We start from the raw sequence: 22,061 nt of genomic DNA, 5'->3' as shown, positions 1-22,061 counted from the left end.
CCCCGTTTTGTCTGCTTTGCCAACATGAATTGATGATACGGGGGCCCGCATGCCGCTTCTCTGGCTGATTTTGATCGTTCTTGCCATTGCGACCACAGGCTATGTGCTGGGACGGGCGCGTGTCATGGCACGGGTTGGCGGCGACAGCCGCGACCTGCATTCTCTGCCCTCCTATTACGGATATAACGTCGCTCTCAAGGTTGTGCTGCCGTCCTTCCTTTTGCTGTTGGTCTGGTTGCTGGCGCAGCCGATGATCGTTAACGGTACCGTCGCCGCGGATATTCCCGAAAGCGCGATCCCCGATGGCTCCAGCCGCGGTCTGATCATGTCAGAGGTACGCCGCACCTCCGAAGGGCTCGACAATGCCGTGGCGCAGGGGCTGATGACCGAGGACTTCGCCCGCAACGCGCGCAGTGACTTCAACGACGTCACTCAGCGGCTAAAGGATGCCGGGCAGATCGTGACCGCGCAGGTCACGCAGCCGATCCTGCAGGCGGCGCAGCGTTATCGGATCATGAATGACACCGGCAACCTGATCCTGAGCGCGCTCGTGATCCTCGTGGCCCTTGCCGGGGCCACTTGGGGTATGCGCGAGATGCGCCCCGAATTTCGCGCCCGCAACGTGGTCGAATACGTGGTGCGTGGCGTGCTGGTTGCCGCCGCCTCGGTGGCGATTCTGACCACTCTGGGCATCGTGCTGTCGCTGGTGTTCAACACCATCGAGTTTTTCCGCCTCTACCCGGCCTGGGACTTCTTCTTCGGCACCACGTGGTCGCCGTCCTTTACCGGGCGCGGGGGCAGCTCTGAACTGGGGGTTCTGCCGCTTCTCTGGGGCACGTTCTATATCTCCATCGTGGCGCTTATGGTTGCGGTGCCGGTCGGGCTATTTGCAGCGATCTACCTGTCGGAATACGCCACCCCGCGGGTGCGGTCCTTCGCCAAGCCGATGTTGGAGGTGCTCGCGGGTATCCCGACCATCGTTTACGGTCTATTCGCGCTGCTGACTGTCGGGCCGCTGCTGATGGCGGTCTTCGGCAAGGACGGTCTGGGCTGGATGCAGGCTGGCACGGCGGTGATGACCGCTGGTCTGGTGATGGGCATCATGCTCATCCCCTTTGTCAGCTCCTTGTCCGATGACATCATCAACTCGGTGCCGCAGGCGATGCGTGACGGCTCTTACGGGCTGGGGGCCACCAAGTCTGAAACCATCCGGCAGGTGGTGCTGCCCGCCGCACTGCCGGGCATCGTGGGTGCGATCCTGCTGGCAGCCAGCCGCGCCATCGGGGAGACCATGATCGTGGTGCTCGGGGCAGGGGCTGCTGCACGGCTGTCGCTCAATCCGTTCGAGGCGATGACCACGGTCACCGCCAAGATCGTGAGCCAGCTGACCGGTGACGCCGATTTCGCCTCGCCCGAGGCGCTGGTGGCTTTCGCGCTCGGCATGACGCTCTTTGTCATCACGCTCGGGCTCAACATTTTTGCCCTCTACATCGTTCGCAAATACCGGGAGCAGTATGAATGACCGACGCAACGCTCAACACCGGCGGAGACCGTCCCGGCAGCTCGCTCGCAACTCAGGATGCGCGCACCAAGCGCCGCAACCGCGCCGAGGCCCGGTTCAAAGCCTATGGCCTCACCGCGATCCTGATCGGCATCTTCTTTCTAGTGGTGCTGGCGGTGTCGATCATCCGTTCCGGTAGCCCGGCCTTCACGCGGACGATTGTCGGGGTCGAATTCACCATCACGCAACCGCAAATCGATGCCGCTGAAGGCGAGCTTTTCAAGACTAAGGCCTATCAGACCCTCTTCATCGACGCGCTCAAGCAGCAGCTTGACGCGCGTGGAATGGAGATGGATTTCGACGAAGATTCGATCGAGCGACTGCTCGGCAAGGTCGGCAGCACGCTGCGCGAATATTACCAGGCCAATCCCGGTGAGATCGGCACGCCCGTCAGTTTCGAGCTGGCTGCGTCCTCGCGCGTTGATGGCTATCTTAACGGGCGACTGACCCGCGACTCTGTCAAGGACAGCCGCTTTCTGATGGCTGCCGATCTCGATCTGGTCGATGCCTTGCAAGAGGCCGGTATCGTGCGCTCCAGTCTCAACTGGACCTTCATCACCGGGACCGATTCCGGCGTGGACAATCCCGGCGGTGCAGGTATCGGGGCGTCGGTCGTGGGGTCGTTCTTCATGATGCTGGTGGTGCTGGTCCTGTCGCTGCCGATCGGCGTCGCGGCGTCGATCTACCTCGAGGAATTCGCACCGCAGAACAAGTTCACCGACCTCATCGAGGTGAATATCTCAAACCTCGCGGCGGTGCCTTCCATCGTGTTCGGCATCCTCGGCCTCGCGGTCTTCATCCAGTTCGCGCATCTGCCGCAATCGGCCCCGCTTGTTGGGGGGCTCGTGCTGACGCTGATGACCCTGCCGACGATCATCATCTCGACCCGCGCCTCGCTGCGCGCCGTGCCGCCGTCGATCCGCGATGCGGCACTCGGGGTCGGCGCGTCCAAGATGCAGTCGGTCTTTCACCATGTGCTGCCGCTCGCCATGCCCGGTATCCTGACCGGCACCATCATCGGGCTTGCGCAGGCGCTTGGTGAAACCGCGCCGCTTTTGCTGATCGGTATGGTCGGCTTTGTCGCGCGCGGCTATCCGGACGGCGTGGTGTCGGGCTTCATGGACCCCAACTCGGCGATGCCCGCGCAGATCTACACCTGGGCCGCGCGCGCCGATCCGAGCTTTTATGAAAAGGCCTGGGGCGGCATCATCGTGCTCCTCGTCTTCCTGCTGACCATGAACATTATCGCGATCATCCTGCGTCGCCGGTTTGAACGCCGCTGGTAAGAAAGGTATCCCACCATGTATGACGCCCCTAATCTTGCGGAGAACAAAGTGACCCAAGACAAAATCAAGATCGCCGCGCGCAAGGTGCAGGTCTATTATGGCGACACCCACGCCATCAAGGACGTGGATGTGGATATCCTCGACAACACCGTGACCGCCTTCATCGGCCCGTCGGGCTGCGGTAAATCCACCTTCCTGCGTTGCATCAACCGGATGAACGACACCATCGACATCTGCCGGGTGGAGGGCGATATCCTGCTCGACGGCCAGGACATCTACGACAAGCGGGTGGACCCGGTGCAGCTGCGCGCCAAGGTGGGCATGGTGTTCCAGAAGCCCAATCCGTTCCCCAAGTCGATCTACGATAATGTGGCCTATGGCCCCCGCATCCACGGGCTCGCACGCACCAAGGCCGATCTCGACGAGATCGTCGAGAAATCCTTGCGCCGCGCCGCGCTGTGGAATGAGGCCAAGGACCGGCTCGATCAGCCCGGCACGGGCCTTTCGGGTGGCCAGCAGCAGCGCCTTTGCATCGCCCGCGCCGTGGCCACCGCGCCCGAGGTTCTCTTGATGGACGAACCGTGTTCGGCGCTCGATCCGATTGCCACCGCGCAGGTCGAGGAGTTGATTGACGAGTTGCGGCAGGACTATTCCGTGGTGATCGTCACCCACTCCATGCAGCAGGCCGCGCGCGTCAGCCAGAAGACGGCGTTCTTCCATCTCGGCAACCTTGTCGAATACGGCGACACCGGCACCATTTTCACCAACCCCGAAGATGAGCGCACCGAAAGCTACATCACCGGGCGCATCGGCTGAGGCCAGGATCAGGATCATTCCAATGTCAGACCAGCAGCATATCGTCTCGTCCTTCGACCGCGATCTCGAAACCATTCAGGCGCAGATCATGAAGATGGGCGGCATGGTTGAACGCGCCATCGCCGACGCCGCCCGCTCGCTCGAAACCCGCGACGAGGAACTGGCCGAGGAAGTGCGCGGCCGCGACAAGGCCATCGACGCCCTCGAAGAGCAGATCAACGAAGAGGCCGCCCGCGTCATCGCACTGCGCGCGCCAACCGCGCGCGACCTGCGCCTCGTGCTGACGGTGATCAAGATTTCCGCCAGCCTCGAGCGGATCGGCGACTATGCCAAGAACATGGCCAAGCGCACCTCGGTCCTGTCGAGCATGGCCCCGGTCAACGGCTCTCCCGCCGCGCTGCGCCGGATGGCGCGCGAGGTCGAGGAGATGCTCAAGGACGTGCTCGACGCCTATATTCAGCGCGATGCCGATCTGGCGCTCGAGGTGATGCACCGTGATCAGGACGTCGATCAGATGTATAATGCGATCTTCCGCGAATTCCTGACCTTCATGATGGAAGACCCACGCAACATCACGCCCTGCATGCATCTGCATTTCATCGCCAAGAACACCGAGCGGATGGGCGATCTGGTGACCTCGATCGCGGAACAGGTGATCTATCTGGTGTCCGGCGAGATGCCCGAGGATCCACGCCCCAAGGGCGACACGACTTCGGTCGATCCCGGCATCGCGCCTGATATCAACGTCTGAGACAGGAGAGACCGCCGATGTCCGCCGATCAACCCACAGTGCTGCTGGTCGAGGATGAGCCCGCGCAGCGCGAGGTTCTGGGCTATAACCTTGAAGCGGACGGGTTCCGCGTCGTCACCGCCAGCAATGGCGAGGAGGCGCTGTTGATGGTGTCGGAAATGCCGCCTGACATCATCGTGCTCGACTGGATGATGCCCAATGTGTCGGGCATTGAGGTGTGTCGCCAGCTCAAGACCCGCTCCGAGACGCGTGCTATTCCGATCATCATGCTCTCGGCGCGTTCTGAGGAGGTGGACAGGGTGCGCGGGCTGGAAACCGGTGCCGATGACTACGTGATCAAGCCCTATTCATTGGTCGAACTGATGGCGCGGGTGCGCGCGCAACTGCGCCGCACGCGGCCCGCCACGGTGGGCGAGCGGCTGGAATATGACGATATCGTTCTGGACGCCGAGACCCATCGCGTGACCCGCTGCGACCAGCCGCTGAAGCTGGGCCCGACCGAGTTTCGGCTGCTCTCGACCTTCATGGAAAAGCCCGGACGCGTCTGGTCACGCGAGCAATTGCTCGACCGGGTCTGGGGGCGTGACATCTATGTCGATACCCGCACCGTGGACGTGCATATCGGGCGGCTGCGCAAGGCGCTGTGCCAGCATGGCGGCGATGATCCCTTGCGCACCGTACGCGGGGCCGGCTACGCGCTTGGCTGACGCGCAACCGGTCGGGGCGATCAGATCGAATGGCGAACCCGCCAGCCCCCGGAATAGAGCCGCCATGTCCCGCCGCCGGTGATGGCAAGGATCACGACCGCCAACAGCGCGGTGACATGCGGCCATGTCCACAGATCGACCCGGGCGGAATTTATCCATGTGTCGCCATGCAAGATAACCGTGGCGGTGCAGATCAAGAAGCCGATCAGTGCCACGATCCGGCTATGGACCCCAAGCGCCAACCAGATCACCACAAGGCTCAGTAGTGCCGCCACGGCGATATCCATCCAGGGATCGCCGGTGTGCAGAGCCTGCGTCGTGGTCCCGGTCCACGTCTTCAACGCGCCGGGGGCCAGGGCATGGGTCACGTGTGACGCGAAGAATGCCGCGAGGTATAGTCGGCTGAGAAGACCAGCCGTGCCGAATGCCTGTATCATGTCTGCCTCGATTGCTTGTTTTTAAGCGAACTGTGCAACCAAGACGTGTTTGCTTCAAGCCAGGCTATCGCAAAAGCGATGTTGCATTTCGCGCAACTCGCGCGTTTTTCGTTTTGCTTCAATTAATTGCGTGCTCACCCAGTTCACTGTTGCGCGGATGTCAGGATCGGTGCTTCGGGTCTCATGATGGATCACGAAGAGATCGCGCGTGACGTCGAGGCCCGCAGGACCGATCAATTCAAGATCGGGTTCCTGTGCGGCAACGATGACGGGCAATGCGCCCGCCACACCGATATCACGCATGACGCGTATGGCCTGTGGGAAACTGTCGACGAGGACGGTGGGATCGCTGTTGAAAAAATGCCGGCGCGCCTCGATATAAGGTCCGGCCACGCGCTCTCCCAAACTGACCCATCCATCGCCATTGCGCCAGCCTTTGGGCGCGAAGAGGGCGAAATCCAGCACGCCGCAGCGCTTGACCCGTACGCGCCCAGATTCGGGCGGGTAGAAGACCACGCTGATATCCGTGGTGCCAAGCCCGCTTTCGTGCACGCGGCTTTCCAGGACCGGCCGAATGCCGGGGCTGGTCTTCACGAACTCCCGTATGCCCTGGCTCAGCATATGCGACAGCACCGTGGGGGGCGCACCGATCTTGACGTCCCGTTTCGCGGTCGGCTGATAGCTTTGCAGGCGGGCCAGTTCGCTTTCAAGCATACCGTCAGCCTGTTCGAACGCCGTCACCAAATCCCGCAGTGCGGGGTTGAGATGCCAATCGCCATCGGCTTTCACGAATGGGTAGATGCCAAGCGTCTCGCGTAGCCGCGCGATCTGGCGCGACACCGTGGAGGTGGTGGTGCCGATCTCGCTTGCGGCATTGGTCATTGACCCGCAACGCTGAACGGTCAGGACAACGCGCAAGTCATCGTAAATGCGCGCGAAAGAAGGGGGCGGCGAGGACGTTGTGGGCAAACCTTGGGGCACCTCATGTGAAGATTGTTCGGAACTGGGAAACAGTTAAAGTGAGCCGCATATGGCGGTCGCGCTTCGTTCTACAAGCGGCGTCTGTGCATACCCGGTATGCAGCGTCGCACCGGGGAACGAAGACAAAATCACATTTACGTGATTACCGCATGGTTGCGCAAGGCGCCTGCGGCACAGCGACGGATTGTATCGGAAAAGCGCCGGTTGCGCTTACGCGCCGCCCGGCGTCACGATCCGCCACTCGCCCGTCGGCAGGCGCAGCGTACAGCTTGTGGCGTCCAGGCGCGGTTGCGGGGCGTCCGTCACGATCTGGGCCGCGCGCACCCGGTCCGGGTCGCATTGCGGCAGCGACACCGGACGATACCCCGCCTGCGCCATGCATTGCTCGGTGACGCGGGCGCGCAGGCCCTCATTGGCATCATAGCTTTCGGTGCGTGCCGGGCTGATCAACCGGTGGCGCGTGTAGCACCGGCCATGCGAATTGCAGTAGCGGTAGGGCGCGTATTGCGCGGGAATGTAGCGCGTGCGGATGTCGCGCGGCACCTGGTTCAGGGCCGAGACAAGGCAGGCGGTCAGGTTGGCCTCGATCTGCGCGGGGTCGGCCCCGGGCTTGTGATAAAGCGCGGGCGGTGCGCAGGCACCAAGCAGCACGAGGCAGGCGAGAGAAAGGCGAGCGATACGGGTCATGCCCGCATCATAGCCGGGCCGCGCGCCGGGGACAAAGCAATTGACCGCATCTGACCCTTCTGTCATGCAACGGCGTCAGACAGGATGAGGCAAGAGACATGAAGGTCATCATCTGCGGGGCCGGTCAGGTGGGCTGGCAGATCGCGCGGCATCTGTCGGGCGAACGCAACGATGTCACGGTCGTGGACAACAATCCCGATCTGGTGCGCCGGGCCACCGACACGCTCGACGTGCAGGGGCTCACCGGCTTTGCCTCTTATCCGGACGTGCTGGACCGCGCGGGCGCGCGCGATGCCGACATGATCATCGCCGCCACCTATTCCGATGAGGTCAACATGGTGATCTGCCAGGTGGCGCATTCGGTGTTCGACATCCGGCGCAAGATCGCCCGGTTGCGCAGCCAGTCCTATCTCGACGCGATCTATTCCGATCTCTACCGCCGTGATCACATGCCCATCGACGTGGTGATCAGCCCCGAGCGCGAGGTCGCGCAGGCCGCGCTGCAGCGTCTGGCAGCCCCTGCCGCCTTCGACACCGTGACCTTCATGGACGACAGCGCGCAGCTCATGGGCATCCGCCTGGAAGAGGATTGCCCGGTGCTCAACACACCGCTGCGGCAGTTGAGTGATCTGTTCTCGACGCTGCGGGTCGTGGTGCTGGCGGTGCGCCGCGAGGGGCGGCTTTTTGCGCCTGAATCCGGCGATCAGCTGTTCGAGGGCGACGAGTGTTATATCTTCGCGCCGGTGGATGACGTTCCGCGCACGCTTGAGGTTTTCGGCAAGTCGCAAAAGAAGCAAGAGCGCGTGGTCATCATCGGCGGTGGCAATATCGGCCTTGCGGTGGCGCAGGCCCTGGAAAAGCGACCCGGCGGGCGTATCCGCGCCAAGGTGATCGAAAAGAACCGCGCCTGCGCTGAACGCGCGGCGGATGCGCTGGAACGGACCATCGTGCTGAATGGCGACGGGCTCAACGCGGCGCTGCTGGCCGAGGCAGGCATTGCGCGCGCGGATGCGGTGCTGGCGGTGACTGATGACGACAAGACAAACATGCTTGCCGCCGTGCGCGCCAAGTCCGAGGGTTGCCCCTTTGCGATCTCACTGATCAACGATCCCACGATGGTGCCGTTGCTCGATCCACTGGGCATCGACGCCTATATCAACCCGCGCGCCACAACCGTCAGTTCGATCCTGAGGCATATCCGGCACGGGCGGGTGCGCGGCGTCTATTCCATCGGCGATGCCGAGGCCGAGGTGATCGAGGCCGAAGTGATGTCGACCTCGTCGATCGCCGGGGCGGCGCTGCGCGATATCGACTTTCCCGAAGGGGTGCTGCTCGGCGGCGTTAAGAAGGGCGACAAGATCCACAAGCCGCGCGGCGGATTGCGGATCGAGGCGGGCGACGCGGTGGTGATCTTCGCGCTTGCGGCGGATGTGGCAGCGGTCGAAAAGCTGCTGCAGGTCTCAATCGACTATTTCTGATCCGATGACCGCGCGTCTCCTGCGATTTCCCCTGATCCTCATTCTCGCCGGTGTCGCCGGTCTGTTGATGTTCCTGCCGATGGTCGATGCGCTGATGCGCGGCGATAGCAGCGTGGCGCGTGCGTTTGGGAATTCGGGGCTCCTGGGGCTGGCGCTGGTCGTGGTGATCGGGCTGGCGATGTCGGGGCGCGATGCGGCGCGCGAGATGACCGACGCGCAAAACCTCGCCTCGTTGCTGCTGGCCTATCTGCTGCTGCCGGTCTATCTGGCGCTGCCGTTCTACGAAGGGGTAGAGACGACCACATATCTCAACGCCTATTTCGAGATGGTGTCGAGCTTCACCACCACCGGGGCCACGCTCTTTGGTGTGCCGGGGCGGATCATGGACAGCCTGCACCTGTGGCGCGCCATTGTCGGCTGGTCGGGGGGATTGCTGATCTGGATTTCCGCCTCCGCCGTGCTCGCGCCGATGAGCCTCGGGGGCTTCGAGGTCACGGTACGCGCTGAACCAGGGCAGGATGACGCCCTGTTGGGGCGGTTCCAGCGGGCAAGCCCGGCGCGACGATTGGCGCAGATCACGCTGACCCTCGGACCGGTCTATATCGGGCTGACAGCGGCGCTCTGGATCATTCTCATGGCGGGTGGCGAGCGCGCCTTCGTGGCCGCCGTGCACGCGATGTCGACGATGTCGACCAGCGGTATTTCCTCGATCGGTGGTCTGCAGAACGGGGTTTCGGGTTTTGCCGGGGAATTCGCGATCTTCCTGTTCCTGATCTTCTCGTTGTCGCGGCTCACATTCTCGTCGGACACGGTGCCGACGGTGCGGCAGGGACTGTTTTACGACCCTGAGTTCCGGCTGGGCCTGATGATCGTGGCGGGGGTGCCGATGCTGCTGTTTCTGCGGCACTGGATTGGTGCCTTCGAGGTGTCCGACCCCGCCGATTGGCAGGGCGTGCTGCGCTCGCTCTGGGGGGCGGTGTTCACGGTGCTGTCGTTCCTGTCGACCACCGGCTTCGAGAGCGCCGACTGGCAGGCGGCCCGCGATTGGTCCGGGCTCAAGACACCGGGGCTCATCCTGATGGGACTTGCGCTGGTCGGCGGCGGCGTGGCCACCACGGCGGGCGGGGTAAAGCTGCTGCGGGTCTATGCCCTCTACCTGCATGGCCAACGCGAGGTGGAGCGGCTCATCCATCCCTCCTCGGTCGGGCGCGCCTCGGGGCCGGGACGGCGCATCCGGCGGCAGGGTGCCTATATCGCGTGGATCTTCTTCATGCTGTTTGCGCTGACGCTGACCGCGCTGACCGCCGTGCTGGCGCTGTTTGGTCAGACCTTCGAATCCGCGCTGATCCTCGCCCTGTCGGGCCTGTCGACCACCGGCCCGCTGATCCATGCCGCCAGCGAAGAGCCGATCCGGCTGGCACAGCTGGGCGAGGGGGCGAAACTCGTCTATGCGACGGCAATGGTGCTGGGTCGGCTCGAGACGCTCGCGCTGATCGCGCTGCTCAACCCCACGGTCTGGCGGGATTGACCGGGCGCGCAATTTTGGGCTGGAAACTCACGCGCTGGCAGGACATACTCGCTTGCGTGTCAGGGATGAAAGACGCGCCGATACGCGGCGTGCGCAAGAAAAAAGGCAGGATATTGAATGGCTTCTGATCGGCAAAATTTGCAGGACGCGTTTCTCAATCAGGTGCGCAAGACCAAGATCCCGGTCACGGTATTCCTGATCAACGGGGTCAAGCTGCAAGGTGTGATTACCTGGTTCGACAATTTCTGCATTCTGTTGCGGCGCGACGGTCAATCGCAGCTGGTCTACAAGCATGCCGTGTCGACGATCATGCCGTCGCAGCCCGTGAACCTCTATGACGGTGACGACGCCAATTGAAGGAACATGCTCGCCCGATCACCCGGGCCTGGGTCATCCACCCCGAGATTGTCGGCGCCGATAGGGCGCGCGACCCTGAACTTGCGCTCGAAGAGGCGGTATCGCTCGCCCACGCACTGCCGGATCTGGAGGTCGCTGGCGCACAGGTCGTGCGGCTGCGCAAGCCCGATGCTGGGCGGCTCTTTGGCAAGGGCAAGCGTGAGGAGTTGAAAGAGGCGATCACCGCCGCCGAGGCTGATCTGGTGCTGGTCGATGGGCCCCTGACACCGGTGCAGCAACGCAATCTGGAAAAGGCGTGGGATATCAAGATCCTCGACCGGACCGGTTTGATTTTGGAGATTTTCAGCGACCGGGCGGCGACCCGCGAGGGCGTGCTGCAGGTCGAGATGGCCGCACTCAGCTATCAGCGCACGCGCCTCGTGCGGGCGTGGACCCATCTCGAGCGGCAGCGTGGTGGTTTGGGCTTTGTCGGCGGCCCCGGCGAGACGCAGATCGAGGCCGACCGGCGCGCCATCGACGAGCAACTGGTGCGCTTGCGGCGGCAGTTGGAAAAGGTCGTCAAAACCCGCACCCTGCACCGTGCCGCGCGCGCCAAGGTGCCGTTCCCGATCGTCGCCCTGGTCGGCTATACAAACGCCGGAAAATCCACACTTTTCAATCGCCTGACCGGCGCAGATGTCATGGCCAAGGACATGCTCTTCGCAACGCTCGACCCGACGATGCGCCGGGTCGTTCTGCCGGGCGGCGGAGCGGAAGTGATCCTGTCGGACACGGTGGGTTTCATCAGCGACCTGCCGACCGAACTGGTGGCCGCGTTCCGCGCCACGCTGGAAGAAGTGCTGGAGGCGGACCTTATCTGCCACGTGCGCGACATCTCGCATCCCGAGAGCGCGGCACAGGCGCGCGACGTGGCGACGATCCTCGAAAGTCTTGGGGTCAAGGACACGGTGCCGCAGATCGAGATATGGAACAAGATCGACCGGTTGGAGGATGAAGCGCGCGCCGCTGCCATGACGCAGGCAGCCCGGCAGGACGGGGTTCAGGCGCTGTCTGCGGTGACGGGGCAGGGCATCGACGATCTGGTCACGGCGGTGTCACAGGCGCTCGCCGAGGTGCGGCACCTGAGCGACGTGCACCTGGGCTTCGACGAGGGCCGCAAGCGCGCGTGGTTGTTTCAGAAGGACCTGGTTGAGGATGAGCGTCAGACCGAGGACGGCTTTGATCTGACCGTCCGCTGGACGGCCCGGCAGGAGCAGCAGTTCGAAGATATGTGAGCGGGGCGTGGTGGTCTGGAACTGCCGTTGGCGGTTTCAGAGACAAGCCGTGCAGTGCCCGACCGCCGGGTGGGCGCAGCAACCTATGTGGATCGCACTTTATGCCAGCCAACACTCCCGCGTTTTCAATGGCTTGAAACGTTGCAAATGCGCCCGCCCGAGGGGGCGGTCGGGCGCTGCGCGGCGGTGCCTGCGGCACCTTGATTCCGCGCATTGGTGCTGCACTCTAACGTCTGCTCCAGGCCAAAATCGACATCTCGATTCAGCCGAATGTCGCCCCGAAGCTGCCCCGGAACACCTCGGACAAATCGCTGAGCGGGGCCTCAGAGCGGCCCATGCGCACCGCATCGCCGGTGAACCGGCCCACCGACGCAAGCATCACCCCGGCCTGACCGGCGGCGATCATCAACGCCTCGGCCTGATCGAAATTGCATGCGATCAGATAGCGGCCCTGATCCTCGCCAAAGAGCGTCGCGGTGTCGTCGCTGTCCAGATACAGCCCAACGCCTGCCGCCTCGGCCATCTCGAAGGCCGCAAGCGCCAGACCGCCATCGCTGAGATCGGTGCAGGCCTTGATCAGCGCGTGATTGGCGCGGATGAAATCGCCGTGCCGCTTCTCGGCGTCCAGATCGACCGGGGGCGCGTCACCCTCGACGCGGTTGAACACCTCGGCCAGAAGCGCAGATTGACCAAGATGGCCATGGGTTTCACCCAGAACAAGCGCCACATGTCCCTCGCGCGCCTCGCCGGTGATCGCCGTTTCGGGGTCGCGGATCAGGCCCACCGCCCCGATGGTCGGTGTCGGCAGGATCGCCGTGCCGTCGGTCTCGTTATAGAGCGAGACATTGCCCGACACGATCGGCATGTCGAGCGCCGCGACAGCCTCGCCGATGCCCTTGATGGCCCCCACGAACTGGCCCATGATCTCGGGTTTTTCGGGATTGCCGAAGTTGAGGTTGTCGGTGCTGGCGAGCGGCACCGCCCCGAGCGCCGAGAGGTTGCGATAGGCCTCGGCCACCGCCTGCTTGCCGCCCTCGACCGGGTTCGCCGCCACATAGCGCGGGGTCACGTCCGAGGTGAAGGCCAGCAGCTTTTCGGTGCCATGCACGCGGATCAGCCCCGCGCCCTGACCGGGCGTGCGGGCGCTGTCGGCCATGACCATGGTGTCGTATTGCTCATACACCCATTGGCGCGAGCAATAATTGGGCGAGGCGATCAGCGCGCGCAGCCCGTCGATGGGGTCCACACCGGGCACCGAGGCGGGATCAAGCGCCTCTGGCAGGGTAGGCTCCACCCAGGGCCGGTCATATACCGGCGCGCTGCCCGACAGGGTAGCCAGCGGCAGATCGGCCTTCACGTCGTTGCCATGCAGGATGAGAAAGCGGTCCTCGGCGATGGTTTCACCGACGATGGCGAAATCGAGATCCCATTTCTCGAACACAGCCCGCGCCTCGGCCTCTTTTTCCGGGCGCAGAACCATCAGCATGCGCTCCTGGCTCTCCGACAGCATCATCTCATAGGCCGTCATGCCCGTCTCGCGCTGCGGCACCGCATCGAGTTGCAGCCTGACGCCCAGCCCGCCCTTGTCGCCCATCTCCACGGCGGAACACGTGAGGCCCGCTGCCCCCATGTCCTGAATCGAAATCACCGCGCCGGTCTGCATCAGCTCCAGCGTGGCCTCCATCAGGCGCTTTTCGGTGAACGGGTCGCCGACCTGCACGGTGGGGCGCTTTTCCTCGATGGTCTCGTCGAACTCGGCCGATGCCATCGTGGCCCCGCCGACACCGTCGCGGCCTGTCTTGGCCCCGAGGTAAACCACCGGCATGCCGACGCCCGAGGCGGCGGAGTAGAAGATCTTGTCAGCGTCGGCCAGCCCTGCCGCGAAGGCGTTGACGAGGCAATTGCCGTTATAGGCCGGATCGAACCGCACCTCGCCGCCCACGCAGGGCACGCCGAAACAGTTGCCATAGCCGCCGACGCCCGCGACCACGCCATGCACAAGCTGGCGGGTCTTGGGGTGCGACACCTCGCCGAAGCTGAGCGAATTCATCGCCGCAATCGGGCGCGCGCCCATCGTAAAGACATCGCGCAGGATACCCCCCACGCCGGTCGCCGCGCCCTGATAGGGCTCGATATAGGAGGGGTGATTGTGGCTCTCCATCTTGAAGACCACGGCCTGCCCGTCGCCGATATCGACCACGCCCGCGTTTTCGCCCGGACCGCAGATCACCTGTGGCCCGGTGGTGGGCAGGGTGCGCAGCCATTTCTTGGAGGATTTGTAGGAACAGTGCTCGTTCCACATCGCCGAGAAGATGCCAAGCTCGGTGAATGTCGGTTCGCGTCCGATGATTTCGAGGATGCGATCGTACTCGTCGGGCTTGAGCCCATGGGCCTCGATCAGTTCGGGCGTGAGTGCCGGTTCCTGCATTTGACTGGAATCCCCCAAGGTGGTCCGATTGCGCGTCTCTTTAGGCCATTGCGCAGGCCGGGGAAAGGGGCCGCTCACGCCGGACAGTCAGAATCCTGAGCCTTGAAAAAAGAAGGGCCCGGCCAAAGGGCCGGGCCACAGGCGGATCCGATTTGCCTGTCTTATTGCTTCATTGCGGCGACCTTGGCGGCCACTGCAGTGCGCAATTGCTCCATCGAGTAGGCATATTCCAACCCACCGGATTCCTCGGCGCTGAGCGTGCCAGCCTCGAACGCGATCTTGTCCGCAGCAAGGTCGGCATCATCGCGAATATCGACATAGACCAGATGCTCGGCGTCGCGGTTGCCCGCGTGCGAAGTGACCTCACCAATGATGACGTCATCGACAGAGTTCAGCGTCGCGCCATCGTCGGCTTGCGTGAGCACGTTCTCGATCAGCGTCTTGTCCGAATTGGTGAACTCCTTGTTCGCCAGGTCGACACTGCTCGGCGCGGTGAGTTGACCGTCATCGCTCATGGTCGCCTCCATTTCAGAGCTCTGTGTGGCTTCTGCCGTCGTTTCGTCGGCATCCTTGGAGCTCTGGTACGTGCCTTCGTCGGCATAGGCTGCCATCGCGGTGACACTGGTCAATGCGGTTGCGAGCGCGAGTTTGTGGAATGTCATTACAGTCCTCCGTTTCTGCTAGCGCAGGGCGCACCCTGCGGTTGAGTTCAACGCGCTTCATACGCGCTTGGTGGGACAACGACAGGGGCCGCAATCTTGTTCCTGATAAATTTCGCGCAGGTGAAATTTTCCTCTGGTCACAGCTGAGGCATTGACGCCACGGACCGCTTTCGCTCTGATACGCGAAACAAGGGGGTATCATGAAAACTGTGGAAAATCCGTTTCGCGGCAAGGGCATGGACGAGGCCTTGCTTGCCGGTGCGCCGTGGCCAAGCGTGGATGCAGATGCGGTGCGCAACCTTCTGGCACGCTGTCCGGCGGCGGCAGAGACGCCGTTGCGCCATGTCGAAGGGTTCGGTGCGGACCTCTGGATCAAGGACGAGCGCGGGCGCATGGGGCTGGGCAGTTTCAAGGCGCTTGGGGCCGCCTACGTCATCGCACATGACGCCGCCGAAACCGCGGCCGAGGACATGCGCCACGCGCTCACGGGTCGAACCTATGTGACGGCGAGCGCGGGAAATCACGGCCTGTCCGTGGCGGCGGGTGCCCATATCTTCGGCGCGCGGGCGGTGATCTACCTGTCGGAACGGGTGCCAGAATGGTTCGCCGACAAGCTGCGCGCCAAGGGCGCCGAGGTGATCCGCGACGGCGTCGATTACGAGGCGAGCATGGTGGCCGCCGGGCGGGCTGCGACCGACAATGACTGGACACTTCTGTCCGACAGTTCATGGCCCGCCTATTTCGAGGTGCCGCATCGCCTTATGGAAGGCTACCTCGCCATGGCCGAAGAGGTGACGCGGCAGATGGTCGAGCCGCCCAGCCATATCCTTTTGCAGGCCGGGGTCGGCGGGCTGGCCGGGGCGGCAGCGGCCTGGTTCCGCCATGTCTGGGGCGACGGCCCGCAAATCATCGTGGTCGAGCCCGAACGCGCACCAGCCCTGCAAGAGAGCATCCGTGAGGGGCGCCCGGTCGAGACGAGTGGCGAGGTGTCGAACATGGGGCGGCTTGATTGCAAGGTGCCGTCACTGATCGCGCTCAAGGGGTTGGCGCGGGATGCCGACGCCTTTGTCACGATCTCCGACGCCGAGGCCGAGGCGGTGCTGCCGGATTTGGCGGCCAACGGACTTGCCTCAACCCCCTCGGGCGCGGCCGGCGTGGCGGCGCTGCGCGGGCTCGATCTGGCGGGGGATGCGCGCGTGCTGTGCATCCTCAGCGAAGAGGCCGAGGGGTGACGCGCGGCTTTGCGGTTGCGGAATACCGCGCGCGGGTGCGTCGCGCGCAGACAGAAATGGCGCGGGTGGGGCTAGGGGCGCTGTTGCTCACGACTGAGCCTGAAATCCGCTATTTCACCGGGTTCCTGACACGCTTTTGGGAAAGCCCGTCGCGCCCCTGGTTTCTGATCCTGCCCGCCTCGGGCGATCCGGTGGCGGTGATCCCCTCGATTGGCGCGGCGCTGATGGGGACGACATGGATCAGCGATATCCGCACATGGGCGGCCCCCGACCCCGACGATGACGGGGTATCGCTTCTGGCCGATACCGTGCGTGAGATTGGCGGCCCTGTCGGTGTGCCCGATGGCCCCGAGAGCCACCTGCGCATGCCGCTCGGCGATTTCGAGCGGGTGCGCCATGCAAGCGGTCTGGACTGGCGCGGCGATGAGGGCATCGTGGCCGCATTGCGCACCGTGAAGTCAGAGGCCGAGATCGCGAAGATCGTTCAGGCCTGCGATATCTCGGGCCGCGCCATTGACCGGGTGGCCGAGATTGCCGCCCCCGGCGTGCCGCTTTCCCGCGTCTTTCGAGATTTTCAGCGGCTCTTGCTGGAGGAGGGGGCCGATTGGGTGCCCTATCTTGCAGGCGGGGCCGGGCCGGATGGGTATGCGGATGTGATTTCGACCGCCTCGGATGCGCCGTTGGCCGAGGGTGATGTGCTGATGCTCGACACCGGCGCGGTCTGGGATGGGTATTTCTGCGATTACGACCGGAATTTCGCCATCGCGCGATCAAGCCCGGCTCAGCGCGACGCGCAGGCCCGGCTGATCCAGGCCACGCTCGCGGGCGAAGAGGTGGCGCGCGCGGGCAAACGGGCCTGTGATCTATGGCAGGCGATGGCCGATATTGTCGGTGGCGGCGAAGGGGCCGGGCGTTTGGGACATGGTCTGGGCATGCAACTGACCGAAGGGCTGTCGCTGACCGCCAAGGATCAGACCGTGTTACAGCCCGGGATGGTCATCACGCTGGAGCCGGGCGTGAACCTCGCCCCGAACCGGATCATGGTGCATGAGGAAAACATCGTGATCACCGACGCCGCGCCGCGCAGGCTCTCGCGTTTTGCGACACCCGACCTGCCCGTGATCTGACAGCCTTGCGCAAATTTCGTGCAGCGAAAAAAAAGGCCGAGCACTAAGCTCGGCCAAAGTCCAACAGGGAGGTATGATGGTGAGCGCCTTGCGGCTATCACCGTCACAATCGGCAAATAAGGGGGCGCTTCGGCGCGTTCAAGGAAAATAATGCCGCATGTGCAGCATGGCCGATATGCGATTATTGCATGGCTGATTCAGGCATTGTCCAAACCCTTAGCCAAGCGCCTGTTCTTTCATCGTTTTCCGGTAGGCGATGATCTCATCCTGCACGAAATCGCGGAAGGCGGAGATGCGCTTGGAGTGGCGCAATTCCTCAGGGTAAGCGAGGAATACCGGCACCTCGTTCGAGGACACGTCGGGCAGGACGCGCACGAGTTGGGGAAAGTCGCGGATCAGGTAATCTGGCAGAACGCCGACGCCGAGATCGTGCAGCACACCCTGCAAAACGCCGAAATAGTTGTTCACCGTCAGCAGAGACGAGATGTCATTCGTCATCAACTCATTCACCAGCGTCGCCGCCGCGCCGACCTGCGCCGAGCGCGGGTTCTGGCAGATCAATCGATGCGCCTGCAGATCCTCGGGTGCTTCGGGATTGCCGTGCAGCGCCACGTAGGAATGTGTGGCGTAAAGGCACATATGCACACTCATCAGCCGCTTGCGGATCAGGTCGGCCTGGCTGGGTTCCTTCATCCGGATGGCCACATCGGCCTCGCGCATCGGCAGGTCAAGCACGCGCTCCTCGAGCATCAGATCGATCTTGAGGTCGGGATATTTCGCATAGAGCTTGGGCAGGCGCGGGGCGAGCCACAGCGTGCCAAAGCCGGTCGTGGTGGTCACGCGCAATTCGCCGAACACCTCTTCCTCGCTATCGCGGATGCGGGCGGTGGCGGCGTCGAGACGCTTGAGCATGGCGCGCGTCGCATCAAACAGCAATTCGCCCTGTTCGGTGAGAATCAGCCCCCGCGCATGGCGGTGAAACAGGGTGGCATTCAGCGATTCCTCAAGCGCGCGCACTTGGCGAGAGACCGCCGATTGCGACAGATGGAGCTGATCGCCCGCATGGGTCAGGCTGCCTGCATCCGCCACCGCGTGAAAGATTCTGAGCTTATCCCAGTCCATGACCCTAACTTTCCGAAAAACTTCAGCACGTCTGACGTAATAGCAGAAAATCCTCGTGGTGCGATAGCAAGCGCGCGATAAATTTGTGAAATTCCACTTGGTAGGTCATAAATTATGACCTAATATTGCCCTATACTGAGGCAAGGCCCTCAAACCAAGGGAGGCACGCACATGACCACGCAGAAGGTATCTCTGAACGACCGTTTCGATCTGGAAAAATCACCGGTTCTTTTGAACGGCACGCAGGCCATGGTGCGCCTGATGCTGACGCAAGCGGCACGCGACCGGGCGGCGGGGTTGAATACTGCGGGCTATGTCACCGGGTATCGCGGTTCTCCCTTGGGCGCGGTGGACATGCAGATGCGCCGCGCTGAAAAGGTCCTGACCGAGGCGCAGGTGCGCTTCGAGGAAGGGCTAAACGAGGATCTGGCAGCGACCGCGCTCTGGGGTGCACAACAGGCGGAACTGCGCGGCGAGGGCAAGTATGACGGCGTGTTCGGCCTTTGGTATGGCAAGGGGCCGGGGGTCGACCGCTCGGGCGACGTGATGCGCCATGCCAACATGGCGGGCACCTCCGCGCATGGTGGTGTGCTGATGGCCATGGGCGACGATCACACCGGCGAATCCTCCACCGTGCTTCATCAAAGCGAATGGGCGCTCGTGGATGCCTACATGCCCGTGGTCAGCCCCGCAGGTGTGCAGGAGATCATCGACTACGGCATCTACGGCTACGCGCTCAGCCGATTTGCCGGGGTCTGGGTCGGCCTCAAGACCATGAAAGACACCGTCGAGGCAACGGCGGTGGTCGATGGCAACCCGGATCGCGTGCAGTTGGTGACGCCCGATTTCCCGATGCCCGAGGGCGGGCTGAACATCCGCCTGATCGACACGCCGCATGCGCAGGAAACCCGCATGATCGACTACAAACGCTTTGCCGCCGAGGCGTTTTCCCGTGCCAACCGCATGGACAAGCGGATGTGGGGCAAGCCGGGGGCCAAGATTGGCTTTGTCGCGGCGGGCAAGAACTGGCTCGATCTGGTGCACGCGCTGGAGCTTTTGGGCATAGACGCCGACGAGGCCGAGCGTCTCGGCATCACCACCTACAAGGTCGGGCAGGTCTTTCCGCTCGACATGCACGGGTTCCACGACTGGGCCGAAGGGCTCGACCTGATCGTCGTGGTCGAGGAAAAGCGCAAGCTGATCGAGGTGCAGATCAAGGAGGCCATTTTCGACGACCGGCGCGGGCGGCGTGTCTATGGCTGGTACAAGGGCGGCGCGGGCGGCATGCATCGTGACGAACTCTTTCCGACGCGCGGCGCGCTCGACCCCATATGGATCGCTGAAAAACTGGGCGACATCCTCATCGAAGAGGGGCGCGGCACCGACCGCATCAAGGCGGGGTTGGCCGCGCTCTCGGAGGTGCGCGCCGGTGACAATGCCGAGGAAATCGCGACGCGCCTGCCGTATTTCTGCGCCGGGTGCCCGCATAATTCCTCGACCAAGCTACCCGAAGGCAGCCGCGCCTATGCCGGGATCGGCTGTCACTACATGGTGCAGTGGATGGACCGCGAAACGACCGGCTTCACCCATATGGGCGGCGAGGGCGCGAATTGGATCGGCGAGGCCCCGTTTTCCAAGCGCGGTCACGTGTTCCAGAACCTCGGTGACGGCACCTACAACCATTCCGGCGTGCAGGCCATTCGCGCGGCGCTCGCCGCTGGCACGACGATGACCTACAAGATCCTTTACAACGACGCCGTGGCGATGACCGGCGGGCAGGGCAATGACGGCGGGCTGGATGCGCCGCAGATCGCCGCCGAGCTACGCGCGATGGGCGTGAAGCACTTGTCGGTGGTCTATGACGAGAAGGAAGAAATCGACCTGAAGTCCTTCCCGCAAGACGTTGAATTTTCAAAACGATCAGATTTGATGGCGGTGCAGGATCGGCTGGCTGAGGTCGAGGGTGTAAGCGTCATTCTCTACATCCAGACCTGCGCCGCCGAAAAGCGCCGCCGCCGCAAGCGCGGTAAATTCCCAGACCCCGACCGCCGCGTTTTCATCAACACCGATGTCTGCGAGGGCTGCGGCGATTGCGGGGTGCAATCGAACTGCGTCGCCATCGTGCCGGTCGAGACGGAACTGGGCCGCAAGCGGGCCATCGACCAGTCAAGCTGCAACAAGGATTTCTCTTGCCTCAAGGGGTTTTGTCCGTCCTTCGTCACGCTCGAAGGAGCGACGCCGCGCAAGGAGAGCACGACGGAATTGCAACTGCCCGACATGCCGGACCCCGCGCTACCCGCAATCGACGGCACGCATAACGTGGTGATCACCGGCGTGGGCGGCACCGGCGTCGTCACCATCGGCGCGGTCATGGCGCAGGCCGCGCAAATCGACGGCAAGGGCGCGGGCATGATGGAAATGGCCGGTCTCGCGCAAAAGGGTGGTGCTGTGCATATCCATTGCCGCATCGCCGAGAAACCCGGTGATATCAACGCGATCCGGGTCGCAACTGGCGAGGCGCATACCCTGATCGGCGGCGATCTCGTGGTCAGTGCGGGGGCCAAGACGCTTGCCCTGACGCGTCAGGGCCGCACGGGCGCGGTGGTCAACAGGCACGAGATCATCACCGGCGATTTCACCCGCGATCCGGAATTTCACCTGCCCGCCGACCGGCTGCAACTGGCACTCGAGGCGCGACTGCGCGAGGGCGTGCAGTTGTTCGACGCCTCGGAACTGGCGAAAACCGTTATGGGCGATTCGATCTATTCCAACATGATGATCTTCGGCGCGGCCTGGCAGCGCGGCCTACTGCCGCTGAGCCATGATGCGATCACGCAGGCCATCACCCTCAACGGCGCGGCGGTCGAGGCCAATCTGCGCGCCTTCGAGGTGGGCCGTTGGGCGGCGCTCTACCCGGCGGAGGTGGAGAAGGTTCTGAGCCCTAACGTGGTGGCCAAGCCGAAAACGCTCGATGAAAAGATCGACTACCGCGCCGATCACCTGCGCGCCTATCAGGGCAAGCGGTTGGTGAAGCGGTATCATCGGATGCTCAGTGACATCGAGGATGCGGGCGTAAAAGAGGCGGTGGCCAAGGGCTATCACAAGCTGCTGGCTTACAAGGATGAGTACGAGGTCGCCCGGCTGCATCTGGAAACGGCCGCAAAGGCGTGCGCCGAATTCGGCGGCGAATTCAAGATGAAGTTCCACCTCGCCCCGCCGATCCTGTCGAAGATGGGCTATGACGGACGTCCGAAGAAGCGTGAATTCGGCCCCGGCATCCTGCGCAGCTTCGGTCTTCTGGCCAAGCTCAAGATGCTGCGCGGCACCCCGCTCGATCCTTTTGGCCGCACTGAAGAGCGCAAGATGGAACGCGCGCTGATCAGGCAATACGAGGCCGACATGGCCGAGGCGCTGCCGAAACTCGACACCCGCACCCGCGACGCGATCCTCGCGCTCGCCGAATTGCCGCTCTCGATCCGTGGCTTTGGCCCGGTCAAGCAGGCCAACGAGCAAAAGGCTGCGAAACGGCGCGAGGAGCTTTTGGCGGTGATCCGCGCAGGTGGGACGGAAATGGCACAGGCGGCGGAGTAGGCGTCACGAAACTGTCACGTGATCTGGTCAAAAGCG

The 22,061-nt window shown here is 63.4% G+C and carries 18 protein-coding genes; 12 read left to right on the top strand and 6 right to left on the bottom strand.

Annotation, left to right across the window (positions count from 1 at the left end; translation table 11 throughout):
• Positions 1 to 49: 49 nt before the first annotated feature.
• The 5 genes from pstC to phoB are packed head-to-tail and all read left to right on the top strand — an operon-like array spanning position 50 to position 5,121.
• The gene (pstC, locus tag BMX04_RS02935; protein WP_074784918.1) at positions 50 to 1,522 is read left to right on the top strand and encodes a phosphate ABC transporter permease subunit PstC; all 1,473 of its coding nucleotides are present in this window, start codon (positions 50 to 52) and stop codon (positions 1,520 to 1,522) included.
• Positions 1,519 to 2,847 carry a phosphate ABC transporter permease PstA gene (gene pstA, locus BMX04_RS02930; protein ID WP_074784917.1) on the top strand — a complete coding sequence of 443 codons (1,329 nt, stop codon included), beginning with the start codon at positions 1,519 to 1,521 and terminating at the stop codon, positions 2,845 to 2,847. The genes pstC and pstA overlap by 4 nt, the downstream gene beginning before the upstream one ends.
• A 15-nt stretch (positions 2,848 to 2,862) precedes the next feature.
• Positions 2,863 to 3,663, top strand: a complete 801-nt coding sequence (gene pstB / locus BMX04_RS02925) for a phosphate ABC transporter ATP-binding protein PstB (protein WP_074784916.1) — start codon at positions 2,863 to 2,865, stop codon at positions 3,661 to 3,663.
• Between the two features lie 22 nt (positions 3,664 to 3,685).
• Complete coding sequence (gene phoU / locus BMX04_RS02920) at positions 3,686 to 4,414, top strand: phosphate signaling complex protein PhoU (protein WP_074784915.1); 729 nt, start codon at positions 3,686 to 3,688, stop codon at positions 4,412 to 4,414.
• A 17-nt stretch (positions 4,415 to 4,431) separates the two neighbouring features.
• Positions 4,432 to 5,121: a phosphate regulon transcriptional regulator PhoB gene (gene phoB / locus BMX04_RS02915; protein WP_074784914.1), complete on the top strand. Its 690-nt coding sequence runs from the start codon at positions 4,432 to 4,434 to the stop codon at positions 5,119 to 5,121.
• A 20-nt stretch (positions 5,122 to 5,141) separates the two neighbouring features.
• Here phoB and BMX04_RS02910 read toward each other — a convergent pair whose 3' ends face one another.
• The 3 genes from BMX04_RS02910 to BMX04_RS02900 form a co-directional block, all read right to left on the bottom strand.
• On the bottom strand, positions 5,142 to 5,558 hold the full coding sequence (locus tag BMX04_RS02910) for a hypothetical protein (RefSeq protein WP_074784913.1): 417 nt from the start codon (positions 5,556 to 5,558) through the stop codon (positions 5,142 to 5,144).
• Between the two features lie 54 nt (positions 5,559 to 5,612).
• Positions 5,613 to 6,539 carry a LysR family transcriptional regulator gene (locus BMX04_RS02905; RefSeq protein WP_276325608.1) on the bottom strand — a complete coding sequence of 309 codons (927 nt, stop codon included), beginning with the start codon at positions 6,537 to 6,539 and terminating at the stop codon, positions 5,613 to 5,615.
• 210 nt (positions 6,540 to 6,749) lie between these two features.
• Entirely contained in the window at positions 6,750 to 7,292 is a 543-nt protein-coding gene (locus BMX04_RS02900; protein ID WP_083398062.1) for a hypothetical protein, read from the bottom strand.
• A 32-nt stretch (positions 7,293 to 7,324) separates the two neighbouring features.
• Here BMX04_RS02900 and trkA point away from each other — a divergent pair, with 32 nt between their 5' ends.
• The 4 genes from trkA (at position 7,325) to hflX (ending at position 11,863) form a co-directional block, all read left to right on the top strand.
• Entirely contained in the window at positions 7,325 to 8,704 is a 1,380-nt protein-coding gene (gene trkA, locus BMX04_RS02895; protein ID WP_074784911.1) for a Trk system potassium transporter TrkA, read from the top strand.
• A gap of 4 nt (positions 8,705 to 8,708) precedes the next feature.
• Entirely contained in the window at positions 8,709 to 10,232 is a 1,524-nt protein-coding gene (locus BMX04_RS02890; protein WP_050661587.1) for a TrkH family potassium uptake protein, read from the top strand.
• 117 nt (positions 10,233 to 10,349) lie between these two features.
• Positions 10,350 to 10,589 (top strand): RNA chaperone Hfq, encoded by a 240-nt coding sequence (gene hfq, locus BMX04_RS02885; protein ID WP_008283145.1) that lies wholly within the window; start codon positions 10,350 to 10,352, stop codon positions 10,587 to 10,589.
• A complete protein-coding gene (gene hflX, locus BMX04_RS02880) occupies positions 10,586 to 11,863 on the top strand; it encodes a GTPase HflX (protein WP_074784910.1) in 1,278 nt (425 codons plus the stop codon). Before hfq ends, hflX begins: the two co-directional genes overlap by 4 nt.
• Before the next feature lie 262 nt (positions 11,864 to 12,125).
• Here hflX and purL read toward each other — a convergent pair whose 3' ends face one another.
• Positions 12,126 to 14,291, bottom strand: coding sequence for a phosphoribosylformylglycinamidine synthase subunit PurL (gene purL / locus BMX04_RS02875; protein ID WP_074784909.1), 2,166 nt, complete (start codon positions 14,289 to 14,291; stop codon positions 12,126 to 12,128).
• Positions 14,292 to 14,452: 161 nt separating this feature from the next.
• Complete coding sequence (locus BMX04_RS02870) at positions 14,453 to 14,953, bottom strand: phosphoribosylglycinamide synthetase (protein WP_244888463.1); 501 nt, start codon at positions 14,951 to 14,953, stop codon at positions 14,453 to 14,455.
• 200 nt (positions 14,954 to 15,153) lie between these two features.
• On the opposite strand from BMX04_RS02870, the gene BMX04_RS02865 reads away from it, so the two are divergent.
• Together BMX04_RS02865 and BMX04_RS02860 are read left to right on the top strand one after the other, a co-directional pair.
• Positions 15,154 to 16,185, top strand: coding sequence for a pyridoxal-phosphate dependent enzyme (locus tag BMX04_RS02865; RefSeq protein WP_074784908.1), 1,032 nt, complete (start codon positions 15,154 to 15,156; stop codon positions 16,183 to 16,185).
• Positions 16,182 to 17,312 carry a M24 family metallopeptidase gene (locus tag BMX04_RS02860; RefSeq protein WP_074784907.1) on the top strand — a complete coding sequence of 377 codons (1,131 nt, stop codon included), beginning with the start codon at positions 16,182 to 16,184 and terminating at the stop codon, positions 17,310 to 17,312. The genes BMX04_RS02865 and BMX04_RS02860 overlap by 4 nt, the downstream gene beginning before the upstream one ends.
• A gap of 216 nt (positions 17,313 to 17,528) precedes the next feature.
• Here BMX04_RS02860 and BMX04_RS02855 read toward each other — a convergent pair whose 3' ends face one another.
• Positions 17,529 to 18,434 carry a LysR family transcriptional regulator gene (locus BMX04_RS02855; RefSeq protein ID WP_050661582.1) on the bottom strand — a complete coding sequence of 302 codons (906 nt, stop codon included), beginning with the start codon at positions 18,432 to 18,434 and terminating at the stop codon, positions 17,529 to 17,531.
• A gap of 171 nt (positions 18,435 to 18,605) precedes the next feature.
• Here BMX04_RS02855 and BMX04_RS02850 point away from each other — a divergent pair, with 171 nt between their 5' ends.
• Positions 18,606 to 22,025 carry an indolepyruvate ferredoxin oxidoreductase family protein gene (locus BMX04_RS02850; protein WP_074784906.1) on the top strand — a complete coding sequence of 1,140 codons (3,420 nt, stop codon included), beginning with the start codon at positions 18,606 to 18,608 and terminating at the stop codon, positions 22,023 to 22,025.
• The last annotated feature ends 36 nt before the right edge of the window (positions 22,026 to 22,061 follow it).

The organism is Roseovarius tolerans (assembly GCF_900109855.1).
Taxonomy (GTDB): Bacteria; Pseudomonadota; Alphaproteobacteria; order Rhodobacterales; family Rhodobacteraceae; genus Roseovarius; species Roseovarius tolerans.
Note: the sequence above shows the minus strand (reverse complement) of the source record. Positions and strands in the feature narration are given on the sequence as shown.